The organism is Massilia antarctica, from assembly GCF_015689335.1.
GTDB lineage: Bacteria > Pseudomonadota > Gammaproteobacteria > Burkholderiales > Burkholderiaceae_D > Telluria_A > Telluria_A antarctica.
On the sequence record NZ_CP065053.1, the window covers coordinates 2,679,710 to 2,695,400 of the forward strand.

The window sequence follows — 15,691 nt, forward strand, 5'->3', positions numbered from 1 at the left end:
GCGGCGCTCAGTCGCGGCCGAGCGGATTGGCAAGGCTGCGCTGGCGCCACTTCAGGCTCACGTTCAGTTCTGACACGTGGCGCGGCGCCCAGGTCCGGCCGGCGCCAAGCGCGACAGACAGATTGCGCGACAGCCGCAACTCGCCCGTGGCGCGCACGTCGAGGCGCCGCATGGTGGAGCCGGCGATGAATTTTTCGGCTTGCAGCGCCAGCTGGGCCGACCATTGCGTACCCTGGCGCGTTACTTCCGCTTGCAGCGCGCCCGCCACACCCGCATGGTGGGGCAGGCCGCCGCCGGTTTCGATCCGCGCGCCGGGCAGCAGCGAGGACACCGTATCGCTTCCCAGAGCCCACGCCATGCCGGAATGGTAGGCCAGGCTGGTGGCCATGTGATCGCGGCCGGCATAGGTCTCGCTGCGGGTGGCCAGTTGCAGGCGCCAGGCGCGTGGCTGGAACAGGGTCGAGGCAGGAATCGTCGATTGCGCCACCAGCCAGTCGATTCGCCGCAAGCGCGCATGCTTGCCTTCCACTTGCAGTTCCGGATTGAGCACCGTGATCCCGGCATGCGGTTCGTAGCCCGCCAGGGGATTGGTCAAGGTGTGCTGGAATGCCGCGTACTCCAGGCTGACGCTGCGCTGTCCGGCGCGTTGGCGCAGGCCGCTGCCAATCAGGCCGCCATCGTGGCCGTCTTCCGGCGTGGCCGGCCCGCTGCGGCTGGCGAGCGGCTCGGGATCGTCGAGCTCCAGGCGCGCCCTGGTGATTGCGCCGAGAATCGCCTTGCGCGTGGCGCGCTCGCCTTCGTCGCGGTCGATCAGGACGGAGGCGTATTCGTAGGCCAGTTGCAAGGTGCCCGCGCGGCGCACCGGTGGCAGCCGGCCGATCGCGCCGATGCCACCCTGGCCGAGCGCGATGCCGTGGGCGGCTGTGGCGTCCTGCGCCGGCACCTGGGTTTCCACATCGCGCACGCGCTTGGGGGCCGATGGCCATACCCGGTGCGCGCCGAGCATGCCGGCGTGGCGCAGGGCGCGAATCGTGTCGACCGGTACCGTCACCATGCCGAAGCGCTTGAGCAGTCCGGCATGCGGGCGCACCACGTCGATCAGGGTGAGCGTGCGGTAAGCGCAGTTTTCGTGCAGGAAGGCGTAGTCGAAGGCGCCGTCCTTGATTTCCCAGGTGTGCAGCAGCAGCTTGCGCACTTCGCCGGGCGTGAGCGCGAGTTCGTATTCGTGAATGTCGCGTCCTTCACTTTCGGTATAGGTGCGCAGGCGGCGATAGAAGGGCAGCTCGTCGGCCACACCGGGAAAGCCGCCGAACAAGCCCTTGAACACGAACGCCAGGGCGCCGTCGCGCGCGTCGGTGCGGGCGGCGTAGTTGATGGTGGGGCTGAGCAGTTCGCTGCCGGATTGGCGGTAAATCTTGAGGAAGGTGTGGCCGAATGTCGACGAGGGATTTTCCAGATAACCGGAGGCGAAATTGATGCTGATGCGCTGGCCCGGAAAGCCCGCCAGCCATTGCGACAGTTGCGGGCATTGGCCGATAAGGTCGTCGGCGCCATCGTGCCCCAGCCGCGTGCGCAGCCATTCGTAGCGCGCCGGGAAGCGGCAGGCGAAATCCTGGCGCGCGGCGGGTGCGTGCAGCGCCGCCACGCCGGCCAGCAGCTCGGTGGCGGGCGAATTTTTACCTTCAGGGGACAGGAAAAACCGCGGCTGGTCAGCCTGGCTGCGCATGCTGCCGTCGCTGCGTTCGCGGTAGTGCAGCAATGCCAGCCAGCCTGGATCCTGCGCGATGCGTTCGTCCGCAACCCGGCGCGCATCGCTTTGCAGCGACGCGGCCACCGCCAGAGCGGGGTGGCTTGCGCACACGCCCAGGCAGGTGCCGGCCAGGATGAAGTGGCGCATGCTCATGGGTTTGGGACGGAGCAGGTGCGGCCGGCGTCATACTGCTGCGCCAGGCGTTCGGCGAACAGGCGTGTGTCGCCGGCACTGGCGAGTGTCTGGCGCAGCCACGCCAGTTTGACCGTGTCATTGGCGCAGTGCGGGAAGTAGGCGGCGACGGTCTGCAGATACGGTCCCTGCTTGCGGATCAGATCGGCGCCGATGCGGCGGTGGAAAAACAGGGCAAAGTCGCGCAGGACGCGGGCCTCGGCGGAGAGAACCGCCTGGCTCGATGCGGCGGGGATGGCGTCAAGCGCGAACTGGCCGCAGCCGCAGGCCGGCGCGGATGCACCGGCTTGCATGCCGGTCAGGGCGAGGGCGGCCAGGGTGATCATGCCGCCCATGTGGCTTAATTGGCTACCGGTTGCAGGTCGATCATGTATTCGCCGGGATCGTATTCGCGCGAGGCGCCGGTCGAGGTATCGATCGAGGTGCTCAGTCGGCTGGTCAGGAGGATATTGCCCCACATCCATGGGTTCATCTTGGTCGTCAGCGCCACTTCGGCGGGCGTGAAGCCGGCTTTTTCAACATACAGGGCGCCGTGCTTGCGCGACAGGGTGACGGTCAGCGGGGTGACGCCGACAGGAACCTTGTTGGTCACGCTTTCGTTGCCCTGATTATCGGTCGTCTTCACCGCCGTGTAGACGGTGGCGCCCGCCGGATTGCTCGATACCTTGACTTGCTGGGTGGGAGTGCATGCTGGCGCAGCCGCCGAGGGCCAACGCGGCGGCAACCATCATGAACTTCAGGGGAAAACGGGTCATCGTGAATCTTTCGGTGTGTCGGGGTGGGGGCATAGGGACCTCGGCGAGCACGTTATTCATCGCCAAGAAATATTTCCGGAAGGATGTCATAACGACCAAAAGTATAAAAGGGGCGGCGTCCTGTTCCGGCTCTTTCGTCGCTTTTGCACAGCGCATTGTGGCTCGATCGCGCGGCGGCGCACAAATCGAATGCGCCGAGCAGTTTTGCGCCCGGCAGGTACACTGCTTTTTATCGAAAACAGCTGTCGAGGCCAGGATGCGCATGATGGATTTCAGTTCGTGGCGAGGGGCGATGGCGACCATCGTAGGCTTGGCCATATTCACTTTGCTCGGCGTGGGCATCCGCATGCTGATGATGCAGACCATTCAGCAGCGCCGCGAGCGCCAGAACCGCCAGATCAACGAACGGCTTAAAACACTGATGTCCGCTTATCGCACCTTGGGCGGATCGTTTACCGGACAACTGACGGTCGATCCGACGCATTTGCGCGACTTGCGCGGCGGCGCGCAATCGGGCCCGGAAGAAACCGGCGCGCAGGAGGGGAAACCGAGCTCGGATCGTTCGCGCCGTATCCGCGATGCCGTCGAAGCCGCGCTGGCCGATATTCTGCTGCTCGGCACGGAAGAGCACTGCCGCCTGGCGGGGCAGGCTGCGGGCGACCTGGCAGCCGGCCGTCCGATCCACACGGCGGAGCTGGTCATTTCCCTGCGCAGTTTCATTCGCGCGGCTCTCGATCTGGCGCCAATACCCGGTGATGTGACTATTCCGCTGCAAGGACCGACGCGCGCGCAAGGCAGCGCTGGCCGTGGCAAGGGCGACGCCGACAGGGCCGATAATAAAGGAGCCGGCGGCGATATGGGGGGCGGCGGTATGGGGATGGAGATTGCGCCCGGCATGGGGCGCAAGGATGGCGACCCGCCTGCTTGATACGGAGTGCGGGCGGGGGATTTTCATCATCGCCGGCTCGCCCGTATTTCGCCCGTTATCGTACGGGGACGCACAGTTCATGAGCGCGTGAGCAGTAAAAACGCCGTCCAACGCCGGCGTTTCGCTTCTTCGCGGTTTCTATTTTATTCCACTTGCGCAGGCTGAACAGCTCCGCAAGAAAAAATGCCCACGGTACGCAGAACACTGCGGGCAGCAGCGTTATGCCTGCCGGAGCGATCGTTCCGGCTTTCAACACGATGATAAGCACCAACACAATGGCCGTGATAATGACGGACACGGTGCCAATGTAGCCAAGCACTTGAGGCAGGCCGGCGTACGTCGGCGGTACGCGCTTGCCGCGGGCGTAACAAAGCCATATGCGGCGCACCACAAGGGCGAGCAACACGAAAAACTGCAGCCATGCCGGAATTGGCGGCAGGAAGAACCCAAGTGAGCCTGGGACGAGCGAGCCGAACGGGAAGAATACCTGCAGCAGTTCCACGCCGGGAGGCGAAATACCGGCCAGTTGCAGCAAGGTAAAGACGGGGCCGATAGTGTACGAAGGGGCGACCAGCCCGAAGCACAGCCAGTATGAAAAAGTGCGCATCGACAATGAGATCCCGGGTGTTGGCAAGCGTTTGAGCGGAGGCGACCGCAATTGGCCGCCGGGCGCAGTATAGCGGCCAGATGACGATGCACTCTTGCCGATGATTTTCCGGCTGGCTAAACGATACGTGTTTGAGGGCGCGAAGATATCCCCGAGCGTGTTGAAAGTTACCGTCGATAAAACGGCCCGAAGGCTGCAACAGCCATAATGGTGCCTCGTGCGGATGGGAACGCGGCAACGGTCGCCGGATAAAGCGGGCGGCAACACCGCCTGGGCGAGTGCTGGCCTTTATCCGAAGCCGGAAGCTGGTGGGCAGCCGTTTTGAGTATGGAAATCCGGCGGGGGAAATACGCAGTAAACATGTCACCGGAGCGTGCGGACACGCTCCGGTGAGTTCAACGACGATAGGCGGGATATGCATCAACGATTTCGGTGTCTCATCATTATTACGATCTACGGGCTCTTGAGTTCGTGCGGACTATTCGACTCTGGAATCGCATGGAGGGCCGGTCCGTACGTACTGCTTTCGATCGATACTTCGGAAAATATGGCGATTTGCCGCCAGCTCGATGGCGGTAATTTTATCGATAGAGTTGGTAGTACCGTGTTTGCGGTAGGGTGGGATGGGCGTTATTTGGTAGCAAAACAGCACCCCGCCAACGACCGCAGCACAACCCACTATTTCATCGTAGACTCCATGAACGATACGTCCTACGCCGAGCCAAGCGACGTCGTGACAGGCCCTCTGACGGCGCTCGCGTTTCAACGCAAGTCAGCCGCCCTGAAGCTTCCCAAATTTTCGAAGGTGCTGGCTTCGTTGGAATGATCCCGGTGCCTGCTTGCCAGGATCCGAAGGATCCGCTGCCGGGTAAGCTATTCGCGGTCATCGACCGCCGCGATTGGCCGGACGCCATCCATACAACGCCTTGTGACCGCTTACCCTTACAGCCGATTTCATGCTCATCCGAACCCTGGTTAACGCCGCGCTGAAGCGCACGATACGACACCTGTGGGATGAGCTGCCCACCGTCGCCGTCATGCGCAAGACCTACACGAACGCCGACCGTCTCGGTGCGATCGGCCGCAAGCGCGTGGCCGTGGCGTTGGATGAGGTCGGCGGCGTGGGCGTGGAATGGATCGGGCCGCGGCACCTGGCGCGTGAAGGCGTGCTCGTCCACCTGCACGGCGGCGGCTTCGCGATGCGCCCAACGCTGACCGAGCGGCGCTTCGGCGGGTGGCTGGCGCGCAAGCTGGGCCGGCCGGTCCTGCTCGTACCCTACCGCCTCGCCCCCGAGTACCCGTTCCCGGCCGGGCTCGACGATTGCTGCGCCGTGTATGCCGGCTTGCTGGCCGCTGGCGTTCCCGCAACCAGGATCGTCGTCACCGGCCACTCGGCCGGCGCCAACCTGGCGCTGGCCACGCTGATGCGCGCGCGCCGCGCCGGCCTGCCGCAGCCGGGCGGTGCGATCCTGATGTCCGCGCCGCTCGACCTGACGGCCGCAAGTCCGTCCGCCGCGACCAATGCGGCCAAGGATTGCATGATGGGACCGAACGCCTGGCCGTGGACGTGGAAGGTCTATCTCGGCGCTACGTCGCCCGACCATCCGGACGCCTCGCCGCTGCTGGGCGACTGGACGGGTCTGACCCCGATCCACCTGCACGTCTCGAGCCAGGAAATCCTGCTTGACGACAGCCGGCGCGCCGCCGAACACGCCAGTGCGTCTGACGGTATGGCGCGACGTGCCGCACAGTTTTTACTTCATTGAGCTGTTGGCCGAGTCCAGGCGCTGCCGCGCCGACATGCTGGCATTCATCCGTAGCGTGCTACGGTGAAGGTCAGGGTCGTTGTCGCCCCAATGTCAGCGTGACGCCTGCCTTGCAATTACCCACATTGTTCTTGGTAACTCTATTGTGCTTTGTCAACGTTCCCGGATGAGAATTGCCATGACAGAAAAATGACGAAGCGCGGCAGGCGTTTTTTCGAGCTGAGCGGCTCAAGAAGGGGAGGCGCCCATATCTGGCGGCACTCGCGCGCTAGTCTGCTGCGCGGCTCGTTCGTGCCGCCGGCTAAACTGCGTGATGCGTCCGCTCCCCCCCTAGTCGGCATTGCAGGGTGCGGCCGGAGGGCGGCGGGCGCTGCGGGCGGCGGATCCCGGAAACAAAAACGCCACCCGAAGGTGGCGTTTTATTTATTCTTGGTGGCCCGGGGCGGAATCGAACCACCGACACAAGGATTTTCAATCCTCTGCTCTACCGACTGAGCTACCAGGCCAAGTACATCTACAACATTCGCCCCCCGAGGGGCAACTCCAACAAACAAAAACGCCACCCTGAGGCGGCGAAAATGAATTCTTGGTGGCCCGGGGCGGAATCGAACCACCGACACAAGGATTTTCAATCCTCTGCTCTACCGACTGAGCTACCAGGCCAAGAGGCATGATTATAGACACCCGATCCGCGCTTTGCAAGTCCGACCGACAACTTTCTCGACAAATCCTCTGGCCGGGGCGAAAACTGTCTCCTTGCCAACCGCTATAATGCTCTATATGACTAGTCCAAATTCCTCTTCCGCGCGTCATCAGAGCGCGGTGTGCATCGTTGGCAACGGCGCCATCGCCAAGACCGCCGCCCTCGGGTTCGCCCAGGCCGGTCACAGTGTCACCATGCTGGTCCCGCCATCGCCCCCATCCACCCCGGCCGCCGCCGGCGAACAGCCCTGGGATGTGCGCGTCTACGCGCTCAACCACACCGCCCACGGACTGCTATCCTCGCTCAAGGTCTGGGGCGCGCTCGACATGGAGCGGGTGGCCGCGGTCGACACCATGGCTGTCAATGGCGATGGCGCCCACCCCGGCGACCTGGCGTTCGACGCCTTCGGCGCCCATGTCGGCGCGCTGGCCTGGATCGTCGAGGACCGCAACCTGAACCAGGCGCTCGACGCCGCGCTCAGGTTCGCCGCCAACGTCACCATCGTCCAGGGCCGCGCCGTCAGCCTGGCGCTGGAAGCCGATGGCGCCACCGTGCGTCTCGACGACGGCAGCGCCATCGCCAGCGCCCTGGTGGTGGGCGCCGACGGCGGCCAGTCGTGGGTGCGCGGCCAATGCGATATCGGCGTCGATTACCGCGCCTACCACCAGCGCGCGGTGGTGGCCAATTTTTCCTGCGACAAGCCGCATCACGGCGTGGCGCACCAGTGGTTCACCGGCGAAGAGGGCATCGTGGCGCTGCTGCCGCTGCCCGGCAAGCGCGTCTCGCTGGTCTGGTCCGCGCCCGATCCGCTGGCCGACACCCTGATGAACGAAAGCCTGGGCGAACTGGCCGTGCGCCTGGCCGTGCTGGCCGGCGACAAGCTGGGCGAACTCAAACCGCTGCAGCCGGAGGCGGTCAAGGATTTGCCGCTGGTGCTGATCCGCCCGCACGCCATCGTCGCGCCGCGCGTGGCGCTGGTGGGCGACGCCGCCCACGTGGTCCATCCGCTGGCCGGCCACGGCATGAACCTGGGCTTTGCCGATGTCGCCGGCCTGCTCAAGACCATCGCCGCGCGCGCGCCGCAGCGCGCCATCGGCGACGAACGGGTGCTGGCGCGCTACGCCCGCGCGCGCAAGGAAGACATTCTCCTGATGCAGGTCGCCACGGACGGCCTGGCGCGCCTGTTCGGCACGAATCTGGAGCCGCTACGCATCGCCCGTAATTTGGGATTAAACTTGCTGGATAAGTTGCCTGTTCTCAAGCGTCGACTGATGTCGCACGCCATGGGCAAGTAGCGCTGTTAATGAATCGGAGATCATCATGTTAAACAAAAAATTCGCGCTGCTCGTCCTGACGGGCGTGTTCGCCGCTACCGCGGGCGCCAAGCCGACCGTGGAAGAAACCATCCGCAAGAGGGTCGAGCCCAAGCTGGGCAAGGACGTGAAAATCGAGTCGATCAAGAAGACGCCCTACGGCGGCCTGTACGAAATCCGCGCGCACGGCGACATCGTCTACACCGACAAGCGCGGCAAGTACCTGTTCTTCGGTAATGTGATCAATGCGCAGACGCAGCGCAACCTGACCAAGGAAAGGGTCGAACAGATCAACATGATCAAGTTCTCCGAGCTGCCGTTCGAACACGCGCTCAAGCAGGTCAAGGGCGACGGCAAGCGCATGATGGCCATCTTCGAGGACCCGAACTGCGGCTACTGCAAGCGCTTCCGCCAGACCACGCTCAAGGAAATCGACAACGTGACGGTGTACACCTTCATGTACAACATCCTGTCCGAGGATTCCTCGGTCAAGTCCAAGAACATCTGGTGCGCGCCCGACCGCAACAAGGCCTGGGATGACTGGATGATCGACAACAAGGCCGCGCCGGTGGCCGCCGCTGCCTGCGCCAGCCCGAACGAGAAGGTATTCGAACTCGGTCGCAAGCTGCACATCGAAGGCACGCCGGCGATCTTCTTCGCCGACGGCAGCCGCATTCCGGGCGCGATCGATACCAAGGGCCTGGAAGCCAAATTCGCCAGCCTGGGCACGCCGGGCAAACCGGCCAAGCCGGCGGCCGCAGTGGCGGCAGCGGCACCTGCCGCCGTCGCGAAAAAATAAAGCAGAATAAAACAGCAGTCCAAAGCGCAGTACCACCAAGAGGGAGTAACAGATGGTCACATTGAATATCAACGGCCGCGAGATGCAGGTCGACGCCGATCCGGCTACGCCCATCTTGTGGGCGTTGCGCGATAACCTGAACATGACGGGCACCAAATTCGGCTGCGGCGCGGCCCTGTGCGGCGCCTGCACCGTGCACCTGAACGGCGATCCTATCCGCTCGTGCATCACGCCGATTTCGGCCGCCGCCGGCCAGAAGATCACCACCATCGAAGCGATGGAGGCCGACCCGGTCGGCAAGGCGGTGCAGGATGCGTGGGTGCGCCACGACGTGCCGCAATGCGGCTACTGCCAGAGCGGCCAGGTGATGAGCGCCACGGCCCTGCTGCGCACCAACAAGAAGCCGAGCGACGCCGATATCGACGGCGCCATGAGCGGCAATATCTGCCGCTGCGGTACCTATCAACGCATCCGCGCAGCCATCAAGGACGCGGCCACCACCTTAGCCTGAGGAGAGCCGCATGCGTACAGAATGGATTAACCAGGCGGCGTTGACACGTCCGCCGGAAGGCGGCATGTCGCGCCGCAGTTTCATGAAAGCCGGCGCGGTGGCCACCAGTGGCCTGGTGCTGGGCTTCTTCATGCCGGGTGCGAACAAGTTCGCGCGCGCGGCCGATGCCGCCGCCAAGCCGGTGTACGCGCCCAACGCATTCCTGCGCATCGCGCCGGACAACAGCGTCACGGTGATGGTCAACCGGCTCGAATTCGGCCAGGGCGTGCACACCGCGCTGCCGATGCTGATCGCCGAGGAACTTGACGCCGACTGGTCGCAGATGCGCGGCGAACTCGCGCCCGCCGGCGACGCCTTCAAGGACCCGGTGTTCGGGATGCAGATCACCGGCGGTTCGGGCACCATCGCCCACTCGTTCATGCAGTACCGCGAAATCGGCGCCAAGGCGCGCGCCATGCTGATCGCCGCCGCCGCCGAGCAGTGGAAGGCCAGCCCCGCGCAGCTGACCACCGCCAGCGGTTTCGTGATTCACCCGGACGGCCGCAAGGCCAGCTACGGCTCGCTCGCCGATGCCGCCATGAAGCAGCCCATGCCGGCCACGGTGGTGCTCAAGGATGCCAAGGATTTCCGCTTCATCGGCAAACCGGTCAAGCGCCTCGACTCTCTGGCCAAGTCGAGCGGCAAGCAGCAGTTCGGCATCGACTTCACCCTGCTTGACGCCAAGGTGGCCGTGGTGGCGCACCCGCCGGTGTTCGGCGCCAAAGTCGCCAAGCTGGACGCCGCCAAGGCGCGCGCGATCAAGGGCGTGATCGAGGTGCTGGAAATCGCGCTTGACCGCGGCGGGCGTGGCGTGGCGGTGATCGCCGACGGCTACTGGCCGGCCAAGCAGGGCCGCGACGCGCTGGTGATCGACTGGGATACCAGCGCGGTCGAGAAAGTCACCACCAGCAAGCAGATGGCGGAGTACAAGGCGCTGTCCAAGAAGGCTGGCACTGTCGCCCGACAGGCTGACGTGAGCAAGCTGGCGGGCGCGCCGAAGAAAATTTCGGCCTTCTACGAGTTCCCCTACCTGGCGCACGCGCCGATGGAGCCGCTCAACTGCGTCGTCGACCTCAAGGCCGACAGCTGCACCGTGTGGGCCGGTACCCAGATGCAGACGGTCGACCAGGCCGCCATCGCCGCCACCGCGGGGCTGAAGGCCGAACAGGTCACGCTCAACACCATGACGGCGGGCGGCGGCTTTGGCCGGCGCGCGGTGCCGACGTCGGACTACCTGGTCGAAGCGGTCAATGTCGCCAAGGCTTACAAGGCGGCCGGCAAGAGCGGCCCGGTGAAAGTGATCTGGAGCCGCGAAGACGACATCAAGGGCGGCTACTACCGTCCGTCGCACGTGCACCGCGCCGATATCGGCCTCGATGCCAAGGGTAATATCCTCGCCTGGGATCACGCCATTGTCGGCCAGTCGATCATCAGCGGCACGCCGTTCGAGCCGTTCATGATCAAGGATGGCGTCGATGCCACCATGGTCGAAGGCATGGGCGCGCCGTACGAGGTGCCCATGAAACTGACCGTCCACAATGCCAAGGCCAACGTGCCGGTGCTGTGGTGGCGTTCCGTAGGCTCGACCCACACCGCCTTTGTGATGGAAACCCTGATCGACGAAGCCGCGCACGCGGCCAAGATGGACCCGGTAGCCTACCGCAAGAAGCTCATCGGCGAGAAGCACACGCGCCACCTGGCCGCGCTCGACCTGGCGGTCGAAAAATCCGGCTACGGCAAGCGCAAGCTGGCCAAGGGCCGCGCATGGGGCGTGGCGCTGCACGAGTCGTTCGGCTCCGTGGTCGCGTATGTGGTCGAAGCGTCCGTCGTGAAGGGCGTACCCAAGCTGCATAAAGTCACCGCCGGCATCCACTGCAACCAGGTCGTCAATCCATTGACGATCGAAGCGCAGGTGCAGGGCGCGGTGCTGATGGCGCTTGGCACCACCTTGCCGGGTGCGGCGATCACGCTCAAGGATGGCGTGGTCGAACAGCAGAACTTCAGCGACTACACTGTGGCGCGCATGACCGACATGCCGCAGGTGGACGTCTACACAGTGGCGTCGAGCGCCGCGCCGACCGGCATGGGCGAACCTGGCCTGCCGCCGCTGGCGCCGGCGTTTGCCAATGCGCTGTTCACGCTCACGGGCCGGCGCCTGCGCAAGCTGCCGTTCGACCTGAAGGCGGCCTGACCGCGCATGCGGCCATGACCCCTGTCGGCATTCTGCTGGCCGCCGGCAGGGGGCGTCGTTTCGATCCGACTGGCGCGGCGAGCAAGCTGCTCCAGCCTTTGCCTGGCGGCGAGCTGGTCGTCGCCGCCAGCGCCCGCGTTTTGCTCTCCTCTGTAGACAAAGTGATCGCCGTCGTGCGGCCTGATGATGGCGGCGTGGGCGACTGCCTGCGCGCGCTCGGCTGCATCGTCACTGTCTGTCCGGACGCCGACAGCGGCATGGCCGCGTCCCTGGTGCATGCGATCCGCCATTCGCTGCCCGACGCTCCATCGTGGCTGATCGCGCTGGGCGACATGCCGCATGTCCGCGGCTCCACCATGCTGGCGCTGCGCGCCGCGCTGGAGCAGGGCGCGCCGATCGCGGTGCCGCTGCATGCCGGCCAGCGCGGCAATCCGGTCGGCTTTGGCCGTGTCCACCTCGACGCGCTGCTGGCGCTCCAGGGCGACCAGGGCGCGCGCGCCATCCTCAAAGCGCAAGCGGTGAGTGTTGTTGCGGTCGACGATCCGGGCATTTTTTCGGACATCGATACCGTCGCGGACCTGTTAAAAACAAGTACACTCGCGTAAGGTCGACAGCCTGCGCTGGTCCATCTCCACGAACTACCCATTGATCATGAAAAAAACGACATCCAAGAAGGCGGCTGCCATCAAGTACGCCATTGTTCCCAAAGACCTGGGTGCGCACCTGTTCGACGTGACCGTTACCGTCGCCGCGCCGTCGCCGGACGGCCAGGTGTTTGCGCTGCCCGCGTGGATCCCGGGCAGCTATATGATCCGCGAATTTTCGCGCAATATCGTCCAGATCCGCGCCGAATCGAACGGCAAGCCGGTCGCGCTGACGAAGCTCGACAAACATTCCTGGCAAGCCGCCCCGGTGGCCGGCCCCTTGAGCGTGCAGTACGAAGTCTATGCCTGGGATTTGTCGGTGCGCGCCGCGCACCTGGACCAGACCCACGGCTTCTTCAACGGCACCAGCGTGTACCTGCGCGTGCTGGGACAGGAACAAACTGCGCACGAAGTCGACATCCAGCGTCCGCCCGATGCCGCCGCCAAGACCTGGCGCGTGGCGACCTCGCTGCCCGAACTGGGCGCGAAGCGCTACGGCTTCGGCACCTACGTCGCCGGCGACTATGATGAACTGATCGACCATCCGGTCGAAATGGGCGACTTCGCGCTGGCCACGTTCAAGGCGCACGGCATCGCGCACGACATCGTCGTCTCCGGCCGCGTACCCAACCTCGACATGGGGCGCCTGCAGGCCGACCTGAAGGCGATCTGCGAAACCCAGATCGCTTTTTTCGAGCCGCGCACGCGGCGCGCGCCGATGGACCGCTACGTCTTTCTCACCCTGGCCGTGGGCGACGGCTACGGCGGGCTGGAACACCGCGCGTCCACCGCGCTCATTTGCGCGCGCGCCGATTTGCCGAGCACCGCGTCCCCGCGCGCGGCCGACATCGGCGAAGGCTACCTCAAGTTCCTCGGCCTGTGCAGCCACGAGTATTTCCACACCTGGAACGTCAAGCGCATCAAGCCGGCCGCGTTCGCGCCCTACGACCTGCAGAACGAAACCTACACGCCGCTGCTTTGGCTGTTCGAGGGCTTCACCAGCTACTACGATGACCTGATGCTGGTCCGCAGCGGCATCATCGGCGAAGCGGCTTACCTCAAGCTGCTCGGCAAAGCCGTCAGCGGCGTGCTGCGCGGCAGCGGACGCACCAAGCAAAGCGTGGCCGATTCCAGCTTCGACGCCTGGGGCAAATACTACCGCCAGGACGAAAATGCGCCCAACGCCATCGTCAGCTACTACGGCAAAGGCTCGCTGATCGCGCTGGCGTTCGACCTGACCATCCGCGCCAAAACCGACGGCAAGAAGTCGCTCGACGATATGATGCTGGCGCTGTGGCAGCGCTACGGCTGCGATTTCTATGCGAGCGCGGGGCGCGGCGTGACCGAAGCTGACGTCGAAGCGCTGTTCGACGACATCAGCGGCCTGAAACTCAAACCCCTGTTCGACAAATACGTGCGCGGCACGGCCGACCTGCCGCTGGCCAAGCTGTACGCGCCGTTTGGCGTGAAGGTCGAGGACACGCGCAAGAATGCGAAACCGGCCTTCGACGTGGGCACCGGGCGCGATGGCGGCGACTGCAAACTGACCCAGGTGCATGAAGGCGGCGCGGCCCATAAGGCTGGTCTGTCGGCGGGCGATGTCCTGGTGGCGGTGGAGGGTTTGCGCGTGTCTGGCAACCCGGCCAATCTGGATGCGCTGCTGGCGCGCTACAAGGTGGGCGACACGGTCGCGGTGCACGCCTTCAGGCGCGACGAGCTGATGACGTTCAGCGTACAGCTGCAAGGCGACCGGGTGCCGGACGTAAAACTGTCGCTGGTCGACGAGCGCAAGAAAGGCGCCGGACCGGCGCGGCCAAGCGCGGTGCGTTGAGACGCTTGCGAGCGACGTGTAAGGCTTTACGCCCGGTGCCGACGAGTACAGATCCGTGGCCCGGGCGCTTGCATCGGGATGGGCAGTCGATGCCCGTCAACGCTTATTGTGCGACGGCGTCTTCTTTGTTCAAGGTCAGTTCGGCGCGCGGCATGCGGGTGAGTTAAATAAGGGGGTTTCAGCTGAACAGGCGCTGCAACTCCACACCCGGTTCCGGCGCGCGCATGAAGGCTTCGCCGACCAGGAAGGCGTGCACGTTCGCGTCGCGCATGCGCTTGACGTCGGCCGGTGTCATGATGCCCGATTCGGTCACCACCAGCTTGTCGGCCGGGATGCGCGCCAGCAGGTCGATGGTCGTTTGCAATGACGTTTCGAAAGTGCGCAGGTTGCGGTTGTTGATGCCGACCAGTTTCGTATCGAGCTTGAGCGCCGCCGTCAGTTCGTCGCCGTCGTGCACTTCCACCAGCACGTCCATCCCCAGTTCGTGCGCGCAGGCTTCCAGTTCGGCCATCAGGCCATGATCGAGTGCCGACACGATCAGCAGAATCGCATCGGCGCCCATCGCGCGGGCTTCGTACACCTGGTACATGTCGATCATGAAGTCCTTGCGGATCACCGGGATCTCGCAGGCGGCGCGCGCCTGTTTCAGGTACTCGACGTGGCCCTGGAAGAACTGCACGTCGGTCAGCACCGACAGGCATGCGGCGCCGTGGCGCGCGTAGCTTTCGGCGATGTTCGCGGGACGGAAGTCCGCGCGCAGCACGCCTTTCGACGGCGACGCCTTTTTTACTTCGGCGATCACGCCTGCCTGGCCTGCGGCGATGTGCTTGCGCAGGCTCGCTTCAAAGCCGCGCAGGTTGCGGCGCGCTTCGGCATCGGCTTCGACCTCGCTGCGCAGGCTGGCCAGGTCGCGGTATTTTTTGGCGGTGGCGATTTCGTCGGCCTTGACCGCGAGGATTTTGTTGAGGATATCGGACATGATGAGGTCTCAGTGTTGTTTGGAGAGGGCGAGCTCGATGCCAAGCCAGATGAACAAGCCGCCGGTCACGCGGTTAAGCCAAAGCGATATGCCGGGACTGACCTTGATGCGGGCGCTTGCCTGCGCGGTGAACAGGGCCAGCGAGGTACACCATAGCATGCCGTTCAGGTTGAAAATGCAGCCAAGGACGATAAAGGCGAGCGCCTTGCCGGGCGCATCGTGCGCGATAAACTGCGGCACGAAGGCGAGGAAGAATACCGCCACCTTGGGGTTCAGGACATTCGTCAGGAAGCCCTGCGCAAAGATTTTCGCGTACGGCAGGGGAGCAATGGCGACGGCGACGGCCGGGTCGGTCCGTTTGCTGCGCAGCAGGCCAATCGCCATGTAGAGAATGTACGCCGCGCCGACGTACTTGACGACCATGAAGGCGGTCGCCGAGGTGGCCAGAATGGCCGACAGGCCAAGGGCCGCGGCCAGCACGTGGATCATGGTGCCGGCGCCGATGCCCAAGGTGGCGGCCACGCCGGCGCGCCAGCCCTGCGTGGCGCTGCGCGTCATGATCAACAGCGAGTCGGGGCCGGGCATGATGTTGAGCAGCAGGCCGGAGAGAATGAACAGGGGGAGGTCGTGGATGCCGAACATGATGGCGAAATCCTAGCCGACATTCCCGCCGAGTGCCGCCT

Annotated in this window: 15 protein-coding genes and 2 tRNA genes; 9 read left to right on the forward strand and 8 right to left on the reverse strand. The window is 64.6% G+C overall.

Features of this window, described 5'->3' with window-relative positions:
• Positions 1 to 7: 7 nt before the first annotated feature.
• The 3 genes from IV454_RS12100 to IV454_RS12110 are packed head-to-tail and all read right to left on the reverse strand — an operon-like array spanning position 8 to position 2,666.
• A complete protein-coding gene (locus tag IV454_RS12100) occupies positions 8 to 1,903 on the reverse strand; it encodes an Lnb N-terminal periplasmic domain-containing protein (protein WP_206091654.1) in 1,896 nt (631 codons plus the stop codon).
• Positions 1,900 to 2,277 (reverse strand): hypothetical protein, encoded by a 378-nt coding sequence (locus tag IV454_RS12105; RefSeq protein ID WP_206091655.1) that lies wholly within the window; start codon positions 2,275 to 2,277, stop codon positions 1,900 to 1,902. Before IV454_RS12105 ends, IV454_RS12100 begins: the two co-directional genes overlap by 4 nt.
• Positions 2,278 to 2,282: 5 nt before the next feature.
• A complete protein-coding gene (locus IV454_RS12110) occupies positions 2,283 to 2,666 on the reverse strand; it encodes a hypothetical protein (RefSeq protein ID WP_206091656.1) in 384 nt (127 codons plus the stop codon).
• 287 nt (positions 2,667 to 2,953) lie between these two features.
• Between IV454_RS12110 and IV454_RS12115 the strand changes: the two genes are divergently transcribed.
• Positions 2,954 to 3,625 carry a hypothetical protein gene (locus IV454_RS12115; protein ID WP_206092649.1) on the forward strand — a complete coding sequence of 224 codons (672 nt, stop codon included), beginning with the start codon at positions 2,954 to 2,956 and terminating at the stop codon, positions 3,623 to 3,625.
• Between the two features lie 55 nt (positions 3,626 to 3,680).
• Here IV454_RS12115 and IV454_RS12120 read toward each other — a convergent pair whose 3' ends face one another.
• Positions 3,681 to 4,238, reverse strand: a complete 558-nt coding sequence (locus IV454_RS12120) for a hypothetical protein (RefSeq protein WP_206091657.1) — start codon at positions 4,236 to 4,238, stop codon at positions 3,681 to 3,683.
• A gap of 541 nt (positions 4,239 to 4,779) precedes the next feature.
• Here IV454_RS12120 and IV454_RS12125 point away from each other — a divergent pair.
• Both IV454_RS12125 and IV454_RS12130 read left to right on the forward strand, forming a co-directional pair.
• The gene (locus IV454_RS12125; protein WP_206091658.1) at positions 4,780 to 5,058 is read left to right on the forward strand and encodes a DUF3997 domain-containing protein; all 279 of its coding nucleotides are present in this window, start codon (positions 4,780 to 4,782) and stop codon (positions 5,056 to 5,058) included.
• A gap of 130 nt (positions 5,059 to 5,188) precedes the next feature.
• Positions 5,189 to 5,998: an alpha/beta hydrolase gene (locus tag IV454_RS12130; protein ID WP_206091659.1), complete on the forward strand. Its 810-nt coding sequence runs from the start codon at positions 5,189 to 5,191 to the stop codon at positions 5,996 to 5,998.
• A 430-nt stretch (positions 5,999 to 6,428) separates the two neighbouring features.
• On the opposite strand, the gene IV454_RS12135 is transcribed toward IV454_RS12130, so the two are convergent.
• Both IV454_RS12135 and IV454_RS12140 read right to left on the reverse strand, forming a co-directional pair.
• Positions 6,429 to 6,504 (reverse strand) — tRNA-Phe (locus tag IV454_RS12135).
• A gap of 81 nt (positions 6,505 to 6,585) precedes the next feature.
• Positions 6,586 to 6,661 (reverse strand) — tRNA-Phe (locus IV454_RS12140).
• Between the two features lie 117 nt (positions 6,662 to 6,778).
• Here IV454_RS12140 and IV454_RS12145 point away from each other — a divergent pair.
• From IV454_RS12145 to IV454_RS12170, 6 genes are read left to right on the forward strand one after another with little or no spacing between them, the layout of a single operon-like run.
• On the forward strand, positions 6,779 to 7,996 hold the full coding sequence (locus tag IV454_RS12145) for an FAD-dependent monooxygenase (RefSeq protein WP_206091660.1): 1,218 nt from the start codon (positions 6,779 to 6,781) through the stop codon (positions 7,994 to 7,996).
• A 25-nt stretch (positions 7,997 to 8,021) separates the two neighbouring features.
• Positions 8,022 to 8,813, forward strand: a complete 792-nt coding sequence (locus IV454_RS12150) for a DsbC family protein (RefSeq protein ID WP_206091661.1) — start codon at positions 8,022 to 8,024, stop codon at positions 8,811 to 8,813.
• A gap of 52 nt (positions 8,814 to 8,865) precedes the next feature.
• The gene (locus IV454_RS12155) at positions 8,866 to 9,324 is read left to right on the forward strand and encodes a (2Fe-2S)-binding protein (protein ID WP_054266122.1); all 459 of its coding nucleotides are present in this window, start codon (positions 8,866 to 8,868) and stop codon (positions 9,322 to 9,324) included.
• A gap of 10 nt (positions 9,325 to 9,334) precedes the next feature.
• Entirely contained in the window at positions 9,335 to 11,554 is a 2,220-nt protein-coding gene (locus tag IV454_RS12160) for a xanthine dehydrogenase family protein molybdopterin-binding subunit (RefSeq protein WP_206091662.1), read from the forward strand.
• 14 nt (positions 11,555 to 11,568) lie between these two features.
• Complete coding sequence (locus IV454_RS12165; RefSeq protein ID WP_206091663.1) at positions 11,569 to 12,159, forward strand: nucleotidyltransferase family protein; 591 nt, start codon at positions 11,569 to 11,571, stop codon at positions 12,157 to 12,159.
• A gap of 46 nt (positions 12,160 to 12,205) precedes the next feature.
• Positions 12,206 to 14,029, forward strand: coding sequence for a M61 family metallopeptidase (locus tag IV454_RS12170; protein WP_206091664.1), 1,824 nt, complete (start codon positions 12,206 to 12,208; stop codon positions 14,027 to 14,029).
• Between the two features lie 178 nt (positions 14,030 to 14,207).
• On the opposite strand, the gene trpC is transcribed toward IV454_RS12170, so the two are convergent.
• Both trpC and IV454_RS12180 read right to left on the reverse strand, forming a co-directional pair.
• Positions 14,208 to 15,008: an indole-3-glycerol phosphate synthase TrpC gene (trpC, locus tag IV454_RS12175; RefSeq protein WP_054266125.1), complete on the reverse strand. Its 801-nt coding sequence runs from the start codon at positions 15,006 to 15,008 to the stop codon at positions 14,208 to 14,210.
• Positions 15,009 to 15,017: 9 nt separating this feature from the next.
• Positions 15,018 to 15,650, reverse strand: a complete 633-nt coding sequence (locus IV454_RS12180; protein WP_206091665.1) for a LysE family translocator — start codon at positions 15,648 to 15,650, stop codon at positions 15,018 to 15,020.
• Between the last annotated feature and the right edge of the window lie 41 nt (positions 15,651 to 15,691).

Bases quoted from the DNA above. Each gene is read 5' to 3' on its own strand.
- IV454_RS12100 (WP_206091654.1), bottom strand. From the start codon at position 1,903: ATGAGCATGCGCCACTTCATCCTGGCCGGCACCTGCCTGGGCGTGTGC.
- IV454_RS12105 (WP_206091655.1), bottom strand. From the start codon at position 2,277: ATGGGCGGCATGATCACCCTGGCCGCCCTCGCCCTGACCGGCATGCAA.
- IV454_RS12115 (WP_206092649.1), top strand. From the start codon at position 2,954: ATGCGCATGATGGATTTCAGTTCGTGGCGAGGGGCGATGGCGACCATC.
- IV454_RS12125 (WP_206091658.1), top strand. From the start codon at position 4,780: ATGGCGATTTGCCGCCAGCTCGATGGCGGTAATTTTATCGATAGAGTT.
- IV454_RS12130 (WP_206091659.1), top strand. From the start codon at position 5,189: ATGCTCATCCGAACCCTGGTTAACGCCGCGCTGAAGCGCACGATACGA.
- IV454_RS12145 (WP_206091660.1), top strand. From the start codon at position 6,779: ATGACTAGTCCAAATTCCTCTTCCGCGCGTCATCAGAGCGCGGTGTGC.
- IV454_RS12150 (WP_206091661.1), top strand. From the start codon at position 8,022: ATGTTAAACAAAAAATTCGCGCTGCTCGTCCTGACGGGCGTGTTCGCC.
- IV454_RS12155 (WP_054266122.1), top strand. From the start codon at position 8,866: ATGGTCACATTGAATATCAACGGCCGCGAGATGCAGGTCGACGCCGAT.
- IV454_RS12160 (WP_206091662.1), top strand. From the start codon at position 9,335: ATGCGTACAGAATGGATTAACCAGGCGGCGTTGACACGTCCGCCGGAA.
- IV454_RS12165 (WP_206091663.1), top strand. From the start codon at position 11,569: ATGACCCCTGTCGGCATTCTGCTGGCCGCCGGCAGGGGGCGTCGTTTC.
- IV454_RS12170 (WP_206091664.1), top strand. From the start codon at position 12,206: ATGAAAAAAACGACATCCAAGAAGGCGGCTGCCATCAAGTACGCCATT.
- trpC (WP_054266125.1), bottom strand. From the start codon at position 15,008: ATGTCCGATATCCTCAACAAAATCCTCGCGGTCAAGGCCGACGAAATC.
- IV454_RS12180 (WP_206091665.1), bottom strand. From the start codon at position 15,650: ATGTTCGGCATCCACGACCTCCCCCTGTTCATTCTCTCCGGCCTGCTG.